The following is a 17372-nucleotide window of genomic DNA, read 5'->3' on the forward strand; positions in this document are numbered from 1 at the left end:
GTGGATGTCACCGGCGCCTGGCGCGACGGTCGTCCTTCTCGTGGCCCCGGAACGTTCGCGTGGGCGCGAACTCGCCGAGCTTGTGGCCGACCATCGCTTCGGTGATGAACACCGGAACGTGCTTGCGGCCATCGTGGACGGCGATCGTGTGACCGATCATGTCCGGCACGATCATGGACCGGCGTGACCACGTCTTGATCACGTTCTTGCTGCCTTGGTCGTTCTGCGCCTGAACCTTTTTGGCCAGGTGCTCGTCGACGAAGGGGCCCTTCTTGAGACTGCGCGGCATCTTCGTAACTCCCGACTCAGCGCTTCTTACCGGTCTTGCGACGGCGGACGATCTGACGGTCACTTGGCTTGTTCTTCCGGCGGGTACGTCCCTCAGGCCGGCCGTTCGGGTTGACCGGGTGACGGCCACCCGAGGTCTTACCCTCACCACCACCGTGGGGGTGGTCGACCGGGTTCATGACGACACCGCGGACGCTCGGGCGCTTGCCCTTCCAGCGCATCCGGCCGGCCTTGCCCCAGTTGATGTTGGACTGTTCGGCGTTTCCGACCTCACCGACCGTGGCACGGCAGCGGACATCGACGTTTCGGATCTCGCCGGACGGCATCCGCAACTGGGCGGAGGTGCCTTCCTTGGCGACGAGCTGCACACTGGCTCCGGCCGACCGGGCGATCTTCGCGCCACCGCCTGGGCGAAGCTCGATCGCGTGGATGACGGTGCCGACCGGGATGTTGCGCAACGGAAGGTTGTTGCCCGGCTGGATGTCAGCCCGTGGGCCCGACTCGACCTTGCGGCCCTGAGTCAGGCGGGTGGGCGCCAGGATGTATCGCTTCTCGCCATCGGCATAGTGCAAGAGCGCGATGCGCGACGTGCGGTTCGGGTCGTACTCAATGTGCGCGACCTTCGCCGGCACCCCGTCCTTGTCCGCCCGGCGGAAGTCGATGACCCGGTACTGGCGCTTGTGGCCACCACCCTGATGACGCGTGGTGATGCGGCCGCTACTGTTCCGGCCACCCTTCTTCGCCAGTGGCCGCAACAGCGACTTCTCCGGCTCGGACCGGGTGATCTCGGCGAAGTCGGCAACGCTGGAGCCACGCCGGCCCGGCGTCGTCGGCTTGTACTTTCGGATTCCCATTCCAGACCTCGATAACTCGTGTCCGTGTCTGTCTCTTACGAGACCGGACCGGAGAAGATGTCGATGCGCTGACCGTCTGCGATGGCCACGATCGCCCGCTTGGTGTCCGGCCGCTTGCCCATGCCGAAGCGTGTGCGGCGGCGCTTACCCGGCCGGTTGGCCGTGTTGACACTGACGACCTTGACGTTGAACACCTTCTCGACCGCGATCTTGATCTCGGTCTTGTTCGCCGAAGGGTCGACGATGAAGGTGTACTTGTTCTCATCGAGAAGGCTGTAGCTCTTCTCCGAGACAACCGGCTTGAGCAGGATGTCCCGGGGATCTTTACCAGCTGTGCGGCTCATTTGGCTTCCTCCGTCTCAGCGGTCTCGGCCGCGGACGACGTGCCCTTCTGCGGGCCCGCCAGGAACGCCTCGAGCGCCGGCTTCGTGAAGACGATGTCGTCGGCGCACAGCACGTCGTAGGTGTTGAGCTGATCGGCTTGGATCAGGTGGACCTCGGGCACGTTCCGCAGACTGCGGACCGTGACCTCGTCGTCTCGCTCCACCACCACGAGCACGCTGTTGCGCTCAGTGATGGACTTCAGTGTCGCGAGCGCGGCCTTCGTCGACGGCTGCTCGCCCTCGATGAAACCGTTGACCACGTGTACCCGCTCGTGCCGCGCGCGGTCCGAGAGAGCACCCCGCAAGGCAGCGGCCTTCATCTTCTTGGGCGTGCGCTGCGAGTAGTCGCGCGGCTGCGGACCGTGGACGATACCGCCGCCGGCGAACTGCGGAGCGCGGATCGAGCCTTGCCGGGCCCGGCCGGTGCCTTTCTGCCGGTACGGCTTGGCACCACCGCCGCGGACCTCGCCGCGAGTCTTGGTGGAGTGCGTGCCCTGGCGCGCCGCGGCAAGCTGGCCGACAACCACCTGGTGAATCAGCGGCACATTGACCTGAACGTCGAAGATCTCGGCTGGCAGCTCGACCGTTCCGGCCGCTTTGCCACCGACATCCAATACGGACACCGTGGTCATTTCGCAGCCCCCTTCGCGGCCGTGCGGACCAGAACCAGGCCGCCGTTCGGACCGGGCACCGCTCCCCTGATGAGCAGCAGGCCCTTCTCGGCGTCAACAGCCTGAACACCTAGGTTCTGCGCGGTGACCCGCACACCACCCATGCGCCCGGCCATCTTCTGCCCCTTGAACACACGTCCCGGGGTGGCACAGCCTCCGATGGCGCCAGGCGAGCGGTGCTTGCGCTGAACACCGTGCGATGCGCGCAGGCCGTGGAAGCCGTGGCGCTTCATCACACCGGCGAAGCCCTTGCCCTTGCTGGTACCGGTCACGTCGACTTCCTGCCCGGCCTCGAACACTTCAGCCGTGAGCTCCTGGCCCAGGGTGTATTCGGAGGCGTTGGCGGTGCGGATTTCCACGACATGCCGCCGCGGTGTCACACCGGCCTGGTCGAAGTGGCCCTTTGCCGGCTTCGTCACCTTGCGCGGATTCGGCGCACCGAACCCGATCTGCACCGCGTCGTACCCGTCCTTCTCGGGGGTACGGACCTGGGTGACCACACAGGGACCGGCTTTGATCACGGTCACGGGCACAACCTGCTGGTTCTCGTCCCAGACCTGGGTCATGCCGAGCTTCTCGCCGAGCAGGCCGGATACGACCCGGCTCGAGCCTTGAGTTACGTCGATAGTCATCGCAATCGGCTCCTCAGAGCTTGATCTCGATATCGACACCAGCCGGCAGGTCGAGACGCATCAGCGAGTCGACTGTCTTCGGCGTGGGATCGATGATGTCGATGAGCCGCTTGTGTGTACGCATCTCGAAGTGCTCGCGGCTGTCCTTGTACTTGTGCGGCGAGCGGATCACGCAATACACGTTCTTCTCGGTCGGTAGCGGCACCGGGCCCGCAACCTGCGCACCAGTACGCGTCACCGTGTCGACGATCTTGCGCGCCGACGTGTCGATAACCTCGTGGTCGTAGGCCTTGAGCCGGATGCGGATCTTCTGTCCCGCCATGGCTGCTAGTCGTCCTTTTCCTTCGTACCGCTTACCGAATACTGCTGCTGCTCGACCGACCCCCGCGGTCGGGCGTGTCGCCCGGATAACGGGCGCATGGCGCCACGTTCCGATGACGTGCGTCTCGTCGGGGAGTTCGGCTGGACCAGACCCTCCATGCGGGCCGGGCCGCTGACGAGGAGGTCTCCGTATCGGCAGCGACCACCCGAATTGACTTTGGGCAGCGCGCCACGGCGGCCTCCGCCGAGCAACCTGAACAGTATGCCAAAGAAAACCGGTCTTTGGCCAATCCGGTGATCAGAAGGGGTGCGGCTCCGAATTAACAACCCGGCCGCCAACCTCAACCTGACCTTTTTCACTTATTTACCCCGGCCAGCTCGCGCGACAAAAATGCCGCCCACGCTCACCGATCGTCGAGTTCTATGGTGTTGACCGACCCCGGACGGAAAGCCGCGCCATCAAGGTGGGGCGGGGACTTCCCGTCCAGGGCGTGGTCGGGCGCGCGTAGGGCGAGCATTCCAGCCCACGAAGTGGGAGGGAATGCGAGCCCGAAGCGGGCGGGGACGGGAAGTCCCCGCCCCACCGGCACGCGAACCCGACCAGCGGTCAATCAAGCAAACGGAAACTACTTGATGATCTTCGTGACGTGGCCGGCACCAACCGTGCGCCCGCCCTCACGAATAGCGAACTTCAGCTGCTCTTCCATGGCGATCGGCTGGATCAGCTCGACCTTCATGGTGGTGTCGTCACCAGGCATGACCATGGAGTCCGGGCCGTCGGGAAGCGTGACCACACCGGTCACGTCCGTGGTCCGGAAGTAGAACTGCGGACGGTAGTTGTTGAAGAACGGCGTGTGCCGGCCACCCTCGTCCTTCGACAGGATGTAGACGGTCGCCTCGAACTCCGTGTGCGGGGTCGTGGTGCCAGGCTTGACGACGACCATGCCGCGCTCGACGTCTTCCTTCTTGGTGCCTCGCAGCAGCAGTCCGACGTTCTCACCCGCACGCGCCTCGTCGAGCAGCTTGCGGAACATCTCGACGCCCGTGACGGTGGTCTTCTGAGCCGGCCCGGGACGGATCCCGACCAGCTCGACCTCCTCGTTGACGTTGAGGTTGCCGCGCTCGACACGGCCGGTGACAACGGTGCCACGGCCGGTGATGGTGAAGACGTCCTCGATCGGCATCAGGAACGGCTTGTCCGAGTCACGCACCGGGTCCGGCACGTTCTCGTCGACGGCGTCCATCAGCTCTTCGACGGTCTTGACCCACTCGGGGTCGCCTTCAAGAGCCTTCAGCGCCGAGACCTTGACCACAGGAACGTCGTCGCCCGGGAACTCATACTCGGTGAGCAGCTCACGGACCTCGAGCTCGACGAGCTCGAGAATCTCTTCGTCGTCGACCATGTCGGCCTTGTTCAGGGCGACCAGGATGTACGGCACACCGACCTGGCGGGCCAGCAGCACGTGCTCCTTTGTCTGCGGCATCGGGCCGTCAGTGGCCGCGACCACCAGGATGGCGCCGTCCATCTGAGCCGCACCGGTGATCATGTTCTTGATGTAGTCCGCGTGCCCCGGAGCGTCGACATGCGCGTAGTGGCGCTTGTCGGTCTGGTACTCGACGTGCGCGATGTTGATGGTGATACCGCGCTGCTTCTCTTCCGGAGCCTTGTCGATGTCATCGAACGGGAACGCTTCGTTCAGGTCCGGATGCTTGTCGTGCAAAACCTTGGTGATAGCCGCCGTCAGTGTGGTCTTGCCGTGGTCGACGTGACCGATGGTTCCGATGTTGACGTGCGGCTTCGTCCGCTCGAACTTCGCCTTAGCCACTTTAGGTCCTCTCCGTATCTAGGACTCGAAGGTTTTCGTATAGCCGGTACACTGCTCGGCTGCCTTGTTTTGTCGGGAACCGGTTGACGACCCCCGAGCGAGATTACTCGCTCGTTGGTCACTCTCCCCGAACTTTTTTGATGATCTCCTCAGCCACGTTCTTGGGAACTTCGGCATAAGAGTCGAAATGCATCGAATAGTTCGCCCGGCCCTGGGTCTTGCTGCGGAGGTCACCGACATAGCCGAACATCTCCGACAGCGGAACCAGCGCTTTGACTACGCGCTGGCCTGCACGCTCCTCCATGGCTTGAACTTGACCACGGCGGGAGTTGAGATCGCCGATCACGTCGCCCATGTATTCCTCGGGCGTGGCTACCTCGACATCGAACACCGGCTCGAGGAGCACGGGGTTCGCACGCCGCGCGGCCTCCTTGAAGGCCATCGATCCGGCGATCTTGAATGCCAGCTCCGAGGAGTCGACGTCATGGTATGCGCCGTCCTGGAGCGTGACCTTGACATCGACCAATGGGTAGCCGGCCACGACGCCGAATTCCATCGCCTCTTGGCAGCCTTCGTCCACCGCGGGAATGTACTCGCGCGGGATCCGGCCACCGGTAACGTTGTTGACGAATTCGTAACCGCCGTCGCCCTCGCCGCCCGTGGGCTCGATGTCGATGATGACCCGGCCGAACTGGCCGGAACCACCGGTCTGCTTTTTGTGGGTGTACTCGACCTTCTCGACCTTACGCCGGATGGTCTCCCGGTAAGACACCTGCGGCTTACCGACATTCGCCTCGACCCGGAACTCACGCTTCATCCGGTCGACGAGCACCTCGAGGTGGAGTTCACCCATACCCGAGATGATGGTCTGGCCGGTGTCTTCGTCAGTGCGAACCTGGAATGTCGGGTCCTCATCAGCCAACCGCTGGATGGCCGTCGAGAGCTTGTCCTGGTCGCTCTTGGTCTTCGGCTCGATAGCCACCGAGATGACCGGCGCCGGGAACTTCATGGACTCGAGAATGATCGGCTTCTGCGAGTCGGACAGGGTGTCGCCGGTGGTGGTGTTCTTCAACCCCATCACGGCGATGATCTGTCCAGCGCTCGCCCGCTCGATCTCCTCACGCTTGTTCGCGTGCATCCGGTAGATCTTGCCGATCCGCTCCTTGTGACCCTTGGTGCTGTTGAGCACCTGGGTGCCGGCGGTCACGGTGCCGGAGTAAACCCGGACGAACGTCAGCTTCCCGAGATGCGGGTCGGCCATGATCTTGAAGGCCAGCGACGACAGCGGAGCGTCCTCGTCAGGCTGCCGGGTGATCAGCTCGTCTTCGTTGTCGACGACGTGCCCTTCAACGGCGCCGGCGTCGAGCGGCGACGGAAGGTAGCTGACCACGGCATCGAGCATGGGCTGTACGCCCTTGTTCTTGAACGCCGAGCCGCACAGGACGGGGGTGATGGCGTTGTTGATCGTGGCCCGCCGGATCGCCGCGACCAGCTCGTCCGCCGAGGGCTCCTTGCCCTCGAGGTACAGCTCCATCATCGCGTCGTCGTTCTCCGCGATGGTCTCCAGCAGCTTGTCGCGGTATTCCGCGGCGAGCTCAAGGTGAGTGTCCGGGATGTCGACGGTGTCGTACATCTCCCCCAGCGGCGTCTCCGCCGACCAGACCAGAGCACGCATGTGGACCAGGTCGACCAGACCGCGGAAGTCAGCCTCCGCGCCGATGGGCAGCTGGAGCACCAGCGGGGTCGCCTTGAGTCGCGAGACGATCATGTCGACGCAGCGGTGGAACTCTGCACCGGTGCGGTCGAGCTTGTTGACAAAACAGATGCGGGGCACGCCGTACTTGTTCGCCTGATGCCAGACGGTCTCGGACTGCGGCTCCACACCGGCAACACCGTCGAACACTGCGACGGCGCCGTCGAGTACCCGTAGGTTCCGCTCGACCTCGACGGTGAAGTCGACGTGTCCCGGAGTGTCGATGATGTTGATGGTGTGGTCGTCCCACTCACAGGTGGTGGCAGCCGAGGTAATGGTGATACCCCGCTCCTGCTCCTGCTCCATCCAGTCCATCGTGGCCGCACCGTCGTGGACCTCACCGATCTTGTAATTGATACCGGTGTAGTAGAGGATCCGCTCAGTGGTCGTGGTTTTGCCCGCGTCAATGTGCGCCATGATCCCGATGTTGCGGACCTTGGCGAGGTCTACCTTGCGGAGGTCGGTCGCCATCTTAAGTGTGCGTCTTCCTACGTCGTCAGTGGCCGGATGCCGGATCACCAGCGCTGGAAATTACCAGCGGTAGTGGGCGAAGGCCTTGTTGGACTCGGCCATCTTGTGGGTGTCTTCGCGGCGCTTCACGCTGGCACCTAGGCCATTGGATGCGTCGAGAATCTCGTTCATGAGTCGCTCGGTCATGGTCTTCTCGCGGCGCGCACGCGCGTAGTTGACCAGCCAGCGCAGCGCCAGCGTGGTGCTACGGCCAGCGCGCACCTCGACCGGGACCTGGTACGTCGCGCCGCCGACCCGGCGGCTGCGGACCTCGAGCGTCGGCTTCACGTTGTCCAGAGCACGCTTCAGCGTGACGATGGGGTCGGTACCGGTCTTCTCCCGGCAGCCTTCCAACGCGCCGTGCACAATGCTCTCGGCCAACGACTTCTTGCCGTCCTCGAGGACTTTGTTGACCAGCTGAGATACCAGCGGCGAGCCGTAGACCGGATCGACCACCAGCGGCCGCTTCGGAGCGGGACCCTTGCGGGGCATCAGCTCTTCTCCTTCTTCGCGCCGTACCGGCTACGAGCTTGCTTCCGGTTCTTCACACCCTGGGTGTCGAGCGAACCGCGGACAATCTTGTAACGAACACCGGGCAGGTCCTTCACCCGGCCGCCACGCACGAGCACCATGGAGTGCTCCTGAAGGTTGTGGCCCACACCGGGGATGTACGCCGTGACCTCGATCTGGCTGGTCAGCTTGACACGCGCAACCTTACGCAGGGCTGAGTTGGGCTTCTTAGGGGTGGTCGTGTAGACGCGCGTGCACACGCCCCGCCGCTGCGGACTGCCCTTGAGGGCAGGCGTCTTCTTCTTCGCGACCTTGTCCTGGCGGCCCTTGCGGACCAGCTGCTGGATCGTGGGCACTACGTCTCCGTCATCCTTGTTGGTCGGCCGGGGCGCATGCCCCGGAGTTGCTCTATCTGTGTCGACTCGCATCCGGTTAGTGCCGGACCAGAGAAAACCGGAGGTCTTGGCGACCCCCGCGGTCGGGCGTGTCGCCTAGTCTCGGTCCCGCACCCGCTCGGATGAAACCGATCGGCATGATTGGTAATTCAAACTCGCCCGCTGTAGGCAGACAAGGTGGCCCGGTGGACTCCAGGCACGAAGAGTGAGACTACCCGCTCGGGCAGCCCCAGGTCAAAGCGGAGGCACAAAAGGGGGTGCCTCCGCTTTGACCATAGCAGCTGCCTGGCGACCGACACTAGTGTCAGCCGAACGAGCCGAAGTCGTAGTCTTCGAGCCGGACCGCTTCGCCGGAACCTTGACCGAACTGGTACTCAGAGTAGTCAGCGCCGTAATCGACCATCGAATACATGGCCGCCTTGGCTTCTTCGGTGGGCTCCACCCGCAGGTTGCGGTAACGGGCCAAGCCCGTGCCGGCCGGGATGAGCTTACCGAGAATGACGTTCTCCTTCAGACCGATCAGAGGATCGGACTTGGCGTTGATCGCGGCCTCGGTCAGCACCCGGGTCGTCTCCTGGAACGAGGCGGCGGACAGCCACGAGTCGGTCGCAAGCGACGCCTTGGTGATACCCATCAACTGCGGACGGCCGGACGCCGGCTGCGTGCTCTCGGCCACCACCCGCCGGTTCTCCTCCTCGAAGCGCGCGCGCTCGACGAGCTCACCCGGCAGCAGGTCCGTCTCACCGCTTTCCAGCACGGTGATCCGGCGCAGCATCTGCCGCACGATGATCTCGATGTGCTTGTCGTGGATCGACACACCCTGCGACCGGTAGACCTCCTGCACCTGATCAGTCAGGAAGATCTGCACCGCCCGCTGGCCCAGCACCCGCAGGATGTCGTGCGGATCGGCAGTGCCGGAATGCAACAGCTCACCGACCTCGATGTGGTCGCCATCTTGCACACGCCACTGAGCGATCCCGGGCGCACGACGGTTGCTCCATTCGTACACACGCCGGCTGATCGGGAAGCTCTGCTCGTCCGTGCCGTCGTCCGGCACGATGACGACCCGCGCTCCCTTGCCGTCTTCCTCGATGCGAACACGACCGGAGACCTCTGCGATAGGCGCCTTGCCCTTCGGGGCACGCGCCTCGAAGAGCTCGACCACACGCGGCAGACCGTGGGTGATGTCCTCACCAGCGACACCACCGGTGTGGAAGGTCCGCATGGTCAGCTGCGTGCCAGGCTCACCGATCGACTGCGCCGCGATGATACCGACGGCCTCACCGACGTCGACGAGCTTGCCACTGGCCAGCGACCGCCCGTAGCACATCGCACAGACCCCGGTCTTGCTCTCGCAGGTGAGCACGCTACGTACCCGCACCTGTTCGACTCCGGCCTCGGCGAGCCGCCGGATCTCGACGTCACCGACGTCGTCGCCGGCCGTGGCCACCGTCTTACCGTCCGGATCCTTGGCGTCCTCGGCCAGTGAGCGCGCGTAGACCGAGGTCTCGACCAGCTCTTCGACCTTGAGGTTGCCGTTGGCGTCCGGCGAAGCGATCGGCAGCATCAGCCCGCGCTCGGTGCCGCAGTCGATCTCCCGGACGATCACGTCCTGTGAGACATCGACCAAGCGCCGGGTCAGATATCCGGAGTCGGCTGTACGCAGCGCGGTGTCAGCCAGACCCTTACGCGCACCGTGGGTGGAGATGAAGAACTCCAGCACCGACAGACCCTCACGGAAGCTGGACTTGATCGGCCGCGGGATGGTCTCACCCTTCGGGTTCGCGACCAGTCCGCGCATACCGGCCAGCTGCCGGATCTGCATCCAGTTGCCACGAGCGCCGGAGTGCACCATCCGGTGGATGGAGTTGTCCGGCGTGAAGGCCTCACGCATCGCCTCGTCGACCCGGTTGGTCGCGTCGGTCCAGATGTCGATGAGCTCTTCACGACGCTCACCGTCGGAGATGACACCCCGGCTGAAGTTCCGCTCGACCTTCTCGGCCTTGCCTTCGAACTCCTCAAGGATCTGCTGCTTGGACGGCGGCGTGATGACGTCGTCGACCGACACCGTGACTCCGGACCGGGTCGCCCAGTAGAAGCCCAGGTCCTTCAGCGCATCGAGGGTGTAGCCGACCTCGACCTTCTGGTAACGCTCGGCGAGGTCGTTGACGATCTCTCCCAGCTTGCGCTTCTCGATCATCTCGTTGACGAACGAGTAGTCCGCGGGCAGAGCCTCGTTGAACATGGCCCGTCCGAGCGTGGTGCTCAGCGTCACCGGCTGACCAGGCTCCCAGCCCTCCGGGGCTTCCCACCCAAGCGGTGGGACGGTGTCAGTCAGCCTGATGGTGATCGGCGCCTGCAAGGCCAGTTCACCCTTGTCGAATGCGCTGACTGCCTCGGCGACCGACGAGAAGGCCCGGCCTTCGCCCACAAGGCCTTCGGTCTGGGTGGTCAGCACATAGATACCCAGGACCATGTCCTGCGTCGGCATGGTGACCGGGCGCCCGTCGGCGGGCTTGAGGATGTTGTTGCTCGAGAGCATCAGCACCCGGGCCTCGGCCTGAGCCTCGGCTGACAGCGGCAGGTGAACCGCCATCTGGTCACCATCGAAGTCCGCGTTGAACGCGGTGCAGACGAGCGGGTGAATCTGAATCGCCTTGCCTTCGACCAACTGCGGCTCGAAAGCCTGAATGCCCAGACGGTGCAGCGTAGGAGCTCGGTTGAGCAGCACGGGGTGCTCGGCGATGACCTCCTCGAGGACATCCCACACCACCGGACGCGCTCGCTCCACCATCCGCTTGGCGCTCTTGATGTTCTGCGCATGCGAGAGGTCAACCAGCCGCTTCATGACGAATGGCTTGAACAGCTCAATCGCCATGCCCTTCGGCAGACCACACTGGTGCAGCTTCAGCTGCGGACCGACCACGATCACCGAACGACCGGAGTAGTCGACTCGCTTACCGAGCAGGTTCTGCCGGAACCGGCCCTGCTTACCCTTGAGCATGTCGGAGATCGACTTCAACGGCCGGTTACCCGGACCGGTGACCGGGCGACCCCGGCGGCCGTTGTCGAACAACGCGTCCACGGACTCTTGCAGCATCCGCTTCTCGTTGTTGACGATGATCTCGGGAGCGCCGAGGTCAAGCAGCCGCTTGAGGCGGTTGTTCCGGTTGATCACCCTACGGTAGAGGTCGTTGAGGTCGCTCGTGGCGAACCGGCCACCGTCGAGCTGCACCATCGGGCGCAGGTCCGGCGGCATGACCGGGACGGCGTCGAGCACCATCCCCCGGGGATCGTTCCGGGTGGTCAGGAACGGCGAGACCACCTTCAGCCGCTTGAGGGCACGGGTCTTCTTCTGGCCCTTGCCGCTGCGGATGACCTCGCGCAGCTTCTCAGCCTCCGCGTCGAGATCGAAGTGGTCGAGTCGCTCCTTGATGGCCTGGGCACCCATGCCGCCGCGGAAGTACGTCCCGAAGCGGTCCCGCATCTCGCGGTACAGCATCTCGTCGCCCTCGAGGTCTTGAACCTTGAGGTTGCGGAAGCGGTCCCAGACGGCATTCAGCCGGTCCAGCTCAGCGTCGGCGCGCTTGCGTAGCTGGCTCATCTCGCGCTCGGCCGACTCCTTGACCTTGCGGCGGACATCGCCCTTCGCGCCCTCGGCCTGCAGTTCAGCGAGATCGGCTTCGAGCTTCTTGGCTCGCGTCTCGATGTCGGAGTCGCGACGCTGTTCGATCTGCTTGCGCTCGACATCGATCTGACCTTCGAGCGACGACAGGTCACGGTGCCGGGCTTCCTCGTCGACCCAGGTGATCATGTAGGCGGCGAAGTAAATGACCTTCTCGAGATCCTTCGGCGCCAAGTCGAGCAAGTACCCAAGCCGCGACGGCACGCCCTTGAAGTACCAGATGTGAGTGACCGGCGCGGCGAGCTCGATGTGGCCCATCCGCTCCCGGCGCACCTTGGCACGAGTGACCTCGACGCCACAGCGCTCACAAATGATCCCCTTGAAGCGGACCCGCTTGTACTTGCCGCAGTAGCACTCCCAGTCCCGGGTGGGACCGAAGATCTTCTCACAGAAGAGCCCATCCTTCTCAGGCTTGAGCGTGCGGTAATTGATGGTTTCCGGCTTCTTGACCTCACCATGCGACCAGTCGCGGATGCTCTCCGCGGTAGCAAGGCCAATGCGCAGCTCGTCGAAGAAATTGACGTCGAGCACGTGGTTCCTTCTCTCAGATCAGTCTGTGTTCCGAATGCGAGTACGTCGGGCTCCAGAGGTCTAGTGGCCTGCCATGAAGCGTGCAGGCCACTAGCCACCTCATACCTCTTCGACGCTGCTCGGCTCTCGCCGCGACAGGTCGATACCGAGCTCTTCAGCGGCGCGGAACACGTCCTCGTCGCTGTCGCGCATCTCGATCTGTGTGCCGTCACTCGAGAGGACCTCGACATTGAGACACAGCGACTGCATCTCTTTGATGAGCACCTTGAACGATTCCGGAATACCTGCCTCCGGAATGTTCTCGCCCTTGACGATCGCCTCGTATACCTTGACTCGGCCGAGAATGTCGTCGGACTTGATCGTCAGCAGCTCCCGCAGCGCATACGCGGCGCCGTAGGCCTGCAACGCCCAGACCTCCATCTCACCGAATCGCTGCCCACCGAACTGCGCCTTACCACCCAGCGGCTGCTGTGTGATCATCGAGTACGGGCCGGTGGAGCGAGCGTGGATCTTGTCGTCCACGTGGTGGTTGAGCTTGAGCATGTACAGGTAGCCGACGGCCACTGGATCCGGGAACGGTTCACCGGACCTGCCGTCGATCAGCCGGGCCTTACCGTCACCCCCGACCATCTGCTTGCCATCACGGTTGGGCAAGGTCGATTCGAGCAGTCCGGCGATCTCGTCCTCACGAGCACCGTCGAAGACCGGAGTCGCAACCTTCGTGACCGGTGGCGCTTCTGTGACACCGATCTCGCTCAGCCGCTGCTTCCACTCTTCGTCTTCGCCTTCGACCTTCCAACCGGTCTGTGCCACCCATCCGAGGTGGGTCTCCATCACCTGGCCGAGGTTCATCCGGCTCGGCACACCGAGCGGATTCAGAACGATGTCGACCGGAGTGCCGTCCTCGAGGAACGGCATGTCCTCGACCGGGAGGATCTTGGAGATGACGCCCTTGTTGCCGTGCCGGCCGGCGAGCTTGTCGCCGTCCTGAATCTTCCGCATCTGGGCGATGTACACCCGGACCAGCTGGTTGACGCCCGGGGGAAGCTCGTCGCCCTCGTCACGATCGAACAACCGGACGCCGATGACCTTTCCGGACTCGCCGTGGGGCACCTTCAACGAGGTGTCCCGCACCTCACGAGCCTTTTCACCGAAGATGGCCCGGAGCAGGCGCTCCTCCGGAGTCAGCTCGGTCTCGCCCTTCGGGGTGACCTTGCCGACCAGGATGTCACCGTTGGTGACCTCCGCGCCGATCCGGATGATGCCGCGCTCGTCGAGATCGGCGAGCACCTCTTCGGAGACGTTGGGAATGTCCCTGGTGATCTCCTCGGGGCCCAGCTTCGTGTCGCGAGCATCGACCTCGTGCTCTTCGATCTTGATCGAGGTGAGGACGTCTTCCTCAATCAAGCGCTGGGACAGCAGGATCGCGTCCTCGTAGTTCTGCCCTTCCCAGGGCATGAACGCGACCAGCAGGTTCTTGCCGAGCGCCATCTCACCGTTGTCGGTGGACGGTCCGTCGGCGATCACGTCGCCGGCCTCGATCCGGTCGGACTCGTTGACTATCGGCTTCTGATTGATGCACGTACCCGCGTTGGACCGGCGGTACTTCGCCAACTGGTACGTCTGGTACGTGCCGTCGTCGGCCATGATCGTGACGTAATCGGCCGAGACCTCGGAGACCACGCCGGCCTTCTCGGCCACGACGACCTCACCCGCATCGACAGCGGCACGGTGCTCCATGCCGGTACCGACCAGCGGCGATTCCGCACGGAGCAACGGCACGGCCTGACGCTGCATGTTGGAACCCATGAGCGCGCGGTTCGCGTCGTCGTGCTCCAGGAACGGGATCATCGCGGTGGCGACCGAGACCATCTGCCGGGGCGAGACGTCCATGAAGTCGACCTCGTCACCCGTGACCAGCTCGACCTCGCCACCACGCTTGCGGACGAGCACCCGATCGGCGACGAAATGCCCGTCATCGGTCAACGGCTCGTTCGCCTGCGCGATGACGTTGTGATCCTCGACGTCGGCACTGAGGTACTCGATCTCGTCGGTGACGACGCCGTTGCGCACCCGGCGGTACGGCGTCTCGACGAACCCGAACGCGTTGATCCGCCCGTATGTGGCCAGCGAGCCGATGAGACCGATGTTCGGCCCCTCAGGGGTCTCGATGGGGCACATCCGGCCGTAATGCGAGGGGTGGACGTCACGAACCTCCATGCCGGCCCGCTCACGAGAAAGACCACCCGGTCCGAGCGAGTTCAGCCGGCGCTTGTGGGTCAGTCCGGCCAACGGGTTGGTCTGGTCCATGAACTGCGACAGCTGGGAAGTCCCGAAGAACTCCTTGATCGCGGCGACGACCGGCCGGATGTTGATCAGCGTCTGCGGCGTGATCGCCTCGACGTCCTGCGTGGTCATGCGTTCGCGGACCACGCGCTCCATCCTCGACAACCCGGTACGCACCTGGTTCTGGATAAGCTCGCCCACCGTACGAATACGGCGGTTACCGAAGTGGTCGATCTCATCCGTCTCGACGCGGACCTCGCCATCGACCCCGGGCATCTCCTCTTCACCGGCATGCAGGCGTACCAGGTAGCGCAGCGTCGAGATGACGTCGTCGAGCGTGATGGTGTTCTGGCCGAGCGCGAGATCGAGACCGAGCTTCTTGTTCAGCTTGTACCGGCCGACCTTCGCGAGGTCGTAACGCTTCGGGTTGAAGTAGGCGTTCTCCAGCAACTGCTGAGCTGCTTCACGCGTCGGGGGCTCACCCGGACGCATCTTGCGGTAGATGTCGAGCAGCGCTTCTTCTTGCGTCGTGGTGTGGTCCTTCTCGAGCGTGGAGCGCATCGACTCGTAGTCGCCGAACTCTTCGAGAATCTGCTCATTGGTCCACCCAAGGGCCTTGAGCATCACCGTGACGTTCTGCTTGCGCTTGCGGTCGAGCCGGACACCGACGGTGTCGCGCTTGTCGACCTCGAACTCGAGCCAAGCACCGCGAGACGGGATGATCTTGGCCGTATAGATGTCGCGATCCGACGTCTTGTCGAGCGAACGCTCGAAGTAGACGCCGGGAGAACGGACCAGCTGGGAGACAACGACGCGCTCAGTGCCGTTGATGATGAACGTCCCCTTGGGGGTCATCAGCGGGAAGTCGCCCATGAACACCGTCTGGGACTTGATCTCGCCAGTCTCGTTGTTGATGAACTCGGCGGTGACGAAGAGCGGCGCAGAGTACGTGAAGTCACGCATCTTGCATTCGTCGATGGTGTTCTTGGGGTCTTCGAATCTCGGGTTCGAGAACGAGAGCGACATGGTGCCGGAGAAGTCCTCGATGGGACTGATCTCGTCTAGAATCTCTTGAAGCCCAGACGTGGTGCTGATGTCTTGGCGGCCTTCTGCTTCCGCGGCGGCGACACGCGCTTGCCAGCGCGAGTTGCCGAGCAGCCAGTCGAAGCTATCGACCTGCAGAGCAAGGAGACTCGGAACTTCAAGAGGCTCTCTGAGCTTGGCAAAAGAGATTCGGCGGGAACCGTTGGTGAACTTTGGGGTGCTAGGCGTGACGGCCAACAGGGGTCCTTCCGAGGGCACACGGTCGGATTAAGTCGAGTCAATCGTTTGGTGCGCAGACCTCAACCCCATACGGGCGACAGGGCAGCGGACAGCGCAAAGTCGCAGTCTAGCCTAAAAGGCTCACTGCTGTCGAGTGGCGGCCCATCGCTCGTTCAGGACGCTTCCTATCTTGCTTGACTTCATTAAGAAGGATCTCCCGGACGTATCGCTCACGTCAAGCACCGACGCGGCGATATACCCGTGACCAGCGGTTCGATATGTCCGAAAAATGGGCAAGGACCCGGCGAGCCAACTCACCGGGTCCTCACCACCGAAGTCGTGCCTGAGCACAAAGAACGGTGCCGGCGTCCCAGGATCTGGCGTCCCGGACGCCGGCACCGCTCCGCGCTCGATAAGCGAGCTCTTACTTGATGCTCACGCTGGCACCGGCGGCCTCGAGGGCCTCCTTGGCCTTCTCGGCAGCTTCCTTGTTGACCTTCTCGAGCAGCGGCTTGGGCGCACCTTCGACGAGGTCCTTGGCCTCCTTGAGGCCGAGGGACGTCAGCCCACGGACCTCCTTGATGACCTGGATCTTCTTGTCGCCGGCCGACTCGAGGATGACGTCGAACTCGTCCTGCTCGGCTTCGGCTTCGGCTTCGCCACCGGCGGGCGCGCCGCCAGCTGCCGCAACGGCAACCGGAGCAGCCGCGGTGACCTCGAAGGTCTCCTCGAACTTCTTCACGAACTCCGAAAGCTCGATCAAGGACATCTCCTTGAAGGCATCCAGGAGCTCGTCGGTGTTGAGCTTCGCCATGGTGGCGGTTCCTTTCTGGTAATTCGGCTGCGTGCCGGATGGATCGGGCTAGGCGGGTTAGCCCTCGTTCTGGTCCGTGGTGGCGCCGCCGCTCGCTTCGACCTTCTGGCGAAGCGCATCGACCACACGAGCCGTCTGGGACAGCGGTGCGGCGAACAGCGACACCGCGTTCTGCATGGACGCCTTCATCGCGCCGGCCAGCTTGGCCAGCAGAACCTCGCGCGACTCGAGATCGGCGAGCTTCTTGAACTCGTCAGCGGTGAACGGCTGGCCGTCGAACAGGCCACCCTTCACCGTGAGCACAGGATGGTTCTTGGCGAAGTCGCGCAAACCCTTGGCGACCTCGACCGCGTCGCCCTTCACGAAGGCGATGGCCGACGGGCCCGAGAGGTGTTCCTCGATGCCCTGCACGCCGGCCTCTTTGGCCGCGAGCTTGGTCAGGGTGTTCTTCACCACGGCGTACGACGCATTCCCGCCGAGCGAACGGCGGAGTTCCGTCAACTCCTTGACGGAGAGACCGCGATACTCGGTCAGGACGACGGCGGAGGAACTGCGGAACTCCTCGGCCAGTTCGGTGACCGTGGCTGCCTTGTCAGGCCTCGCCATGGGACTCCTTATGACGTACGGATGGGCGTGTTGATTCCGAGGGC

14 protein-coding genes are annotated in these 17372 nt (G+C 63.8%); all 14 read right to left on the reverse strand.

Features of this window, described 5'->3' with window-relative positions:
• Positions 1-7: 7 nt before the first annotated feature.
• The 14 genes from rpsS to rplJ all read right to left on the reverse strand — a co-directional run bounded on the left by rpsS (position 8) and on the right by rplJ (position 17328).
• The gene (gene rpsS, locus F7O44_RS11035; RefSeq protein WP_162450294.1) at positions 8-289 is read right to left on the reverse strand and encodes a 30S ribosomal protein S19; all 282 of its coding nucleotides are present in this window, start codon (positions 287-289) and stop codon (positions 8-10) included.
• Positions 290-305: 16 nt separating this feature from the next.
• Positions 306-1142, reverse strand: coding sequence for a 50S ribosomal protein L2 (gene rplB, locus F7O44_RS11040; protein ID WP_162450295.1), 837 nt, complete (start codon positions 1140-1142; stop codon positions 306-308).
• A 35-nt stretch (positions 1143-1177) separates the two neighbouring features.
• Entirely contained in the window at positions 1178-1486 is a 309-nt protein-coding gene (gene rplW / locus F7O44_RS11045; RefSeq protein ID WP_162450296.1) for a 50S ribosomal protein L23, read from the reverse strand.
• Entirely contained in the window at positions 1483-2157 is a 675-nt protein-coding gene (rplD, locus tag F7O44_RS11050; RefSeq protein WP_162450297.1) for a 50S ribosomal protein L4, read from the reverse strand. Before rplD ends, rplW begins: the two co-directional genes overlap by 4 nt.
• Positions 2154-2828, reverse strand: coding sequence for a 50S ribosomal protein L3 (gene rplC / locus F7O44_RS11055; protein ID WP_162450298.1), 675 nt, complete (start codon positions 2826-2828; stop codon positions 2154-2156). Before rplC ends, rplD begins: the two co-directional genes overlap by 4 nt.
• Before the next feature lie 13 nt (positions 2829-2841).
• Complete coding sequence (gene rpsJ / locus F7O44_RS11060; RefSeq protein WP_026877498.1) at positions 2842-3150, reverse strand: 30S ribosomal protein S10; 309 nt, start codon at positions 3148-3150, stop codon at positions 2842-2844.
• A gap of 625 nt (positions 3151-3775) precedes the next feature.
• Positions 3776-4975: an elongation factor Tu gene (gene tuf, locus F7O44_RS11065; RefSeq protein ID WP_162450299.1), complete on the reverse strand. Its 1200-nt coding sequence runs from the start codon at positions 4973-4975 to the stop codon at positions 3776-3778.
• Between the two features lie 118 nt (positions 4976-5093).
• Positions 5094-7199, reverse strand: a complete 2106-nt coding sequence (fusA, locus tag F7O44_RS11070) for an elongation factor G (RefSeq protein ID WP_162450300.1) — start codon at positions 7197-7199, stop codon at positions 5094-5096.
• Positions 7200-7259: 60 nt separating this feature from the next.
• Positions 7260-7730, reverse strand: coding sequence for a 30S ribosomal protein S7 (rpsG, locus tag F7O44_RS11075; protein ID WP_162450301.1), 471 nt, complete (start codon positions 7728-7730; stop codon positions 7260-7262).
• Positions 7730-8104: a 30S ribosomal protein S12 gene (gene rpsL, locus F7O44_RS11080; protein ID WP_162450302.1), complete on the reverse strand. Its 375-nt coding sequence runs from the start codon at positions 8102-8104 to the stop codon at positions 7730-7732. Before rpsL ends, rpsG begins: the two co-directional genes overlap by 1 nt.
• Before the next feature lie 343 nt (positions 8105-8447).
• On the reverse strand, positions 8448-12359 hold the full coding sequence (locus F7O44_RS11085; RefSeq protein ID WP_162450303.1) for a DNA-directed RNA polymerase subunit beta': 3912 nt from the start codon (positions 12357-12359) through the stop codon (positions 8448-8450).
• A gap of 99 nt (positions 12360-12458) precedes the next feature.
• Positions 12459-15926 (reverse strand): DNA-directed RNA polymerase subunit beta, encoded by a 3468-nt coding sequence (rpoB, locus tag F7O44_RS11090; RefSeq protein WP_246220955.1) that lies wholly within the window; start codon positions 15924-15926, stop codon positions 12459-12461.
• A 406-nt stretch (positions 15927-16332) separates the two neighbouring features.
• Positions 16333-16722, reverse strand: coding sequence for a 50S ribosomal protein L7/L12 (gene rplL / locus F7O44_RS11095; RefSeq protein WP_162450304.1), 390 nt, complete (start codon positions 16720-16722; stop codon positions 16333-16335).
• Positions 16723-16779: 57 nt separating this feature from the next.
• On the reverse strand, positions 16780-17328 hold the full coding sequence (gene rplJ / locus F7O44_RS11100) for a 50S ribosomal protein L10 (protein WP_162450305.1): 549 nt from the start codon (positions 17326-17328) through the stop codon (positions 16780-16782).
• Positions 17329-17372: the final 44 nt, after the last annotated feature.

Source organism: Phytoactinopolyspora mesophila, assembly GCF_010122465.1.
GTDB lineage: Bacteria > Actinomycetota > Actinomycetes > Jiangellales > Jiangellaceae > Phytoactinopolyspora > Phytoactinopolyspora mesophila.

Bases quoted from the DNA above. Each gene is read 5' to 3' on its own strand.
- rpsS (WP_162450294.1), bottom strand. From the start codon at position 289: ATGCCGCGCAGTCTCAAGAAGGGCCCCTTCGTCGACGAGCACCTGGCC.
- rplB (WP_162450295.1), bottom strand. From the start codon at position 1,142: ATGGGAATCCGAAAGTACAAGCCGACGACGCCGGGCCGGCGTGGCTCC.
- rplW (WP_162450296.1), bottom strand. From the start codon at position 1,486: ATGAGCCGCACAGCTGGTAAAGATCCCCGGGACATCCTGCTCAAGCCG.
- rplD (WP_162450297.1), bottom strand. From the start codon at position 2,157: ATGACCACGGTGTCCGTATTGGATGTCGGTGGCAAAGCGGCCGGAACG.
- rplC (WP_162450298.1), bottom strand. From the start codon at position 2,828: ATGACTATCGACGTAACTCAAGGCTCGAGCCGGGTCGTATCCGGCCTG.
- rpsJ (WP_026877498.1), bottom strand. From the start codon at position 3,150: ATGGCGGGACAGAAGATCCGCATCCGGCTCAAGGCCTACGACCACGAG.
- fusA (WP_162450300.1), bottom strand. From the start codon at position 7,199: ATGGCGACCGACCTCCGCAAGGTAGACCTCGCCAAGGTCCGCAACATC.
- rpsG (WP_162450301.1), bottom strand. From the start codon at position 7,730: ATGCCCCGCAAGGGTCCCGCTCCGAAGCGGCCGCTGGTGGTCGATCCG.
- rplL (WP_162450304.1), bottom strand. From the start codon at position 16,722: ATGGCGAAGCTCAACACCGACGAGCTCCTGGATGCCTTCAAGGAGATG.
- rplJ (WP_162450305.1), bottom strand. From the start codon at position 17,328: ATGGCGAGGCCTGACAAGGCAGCCACGGTCACCGAACTGGCCGAGGAG.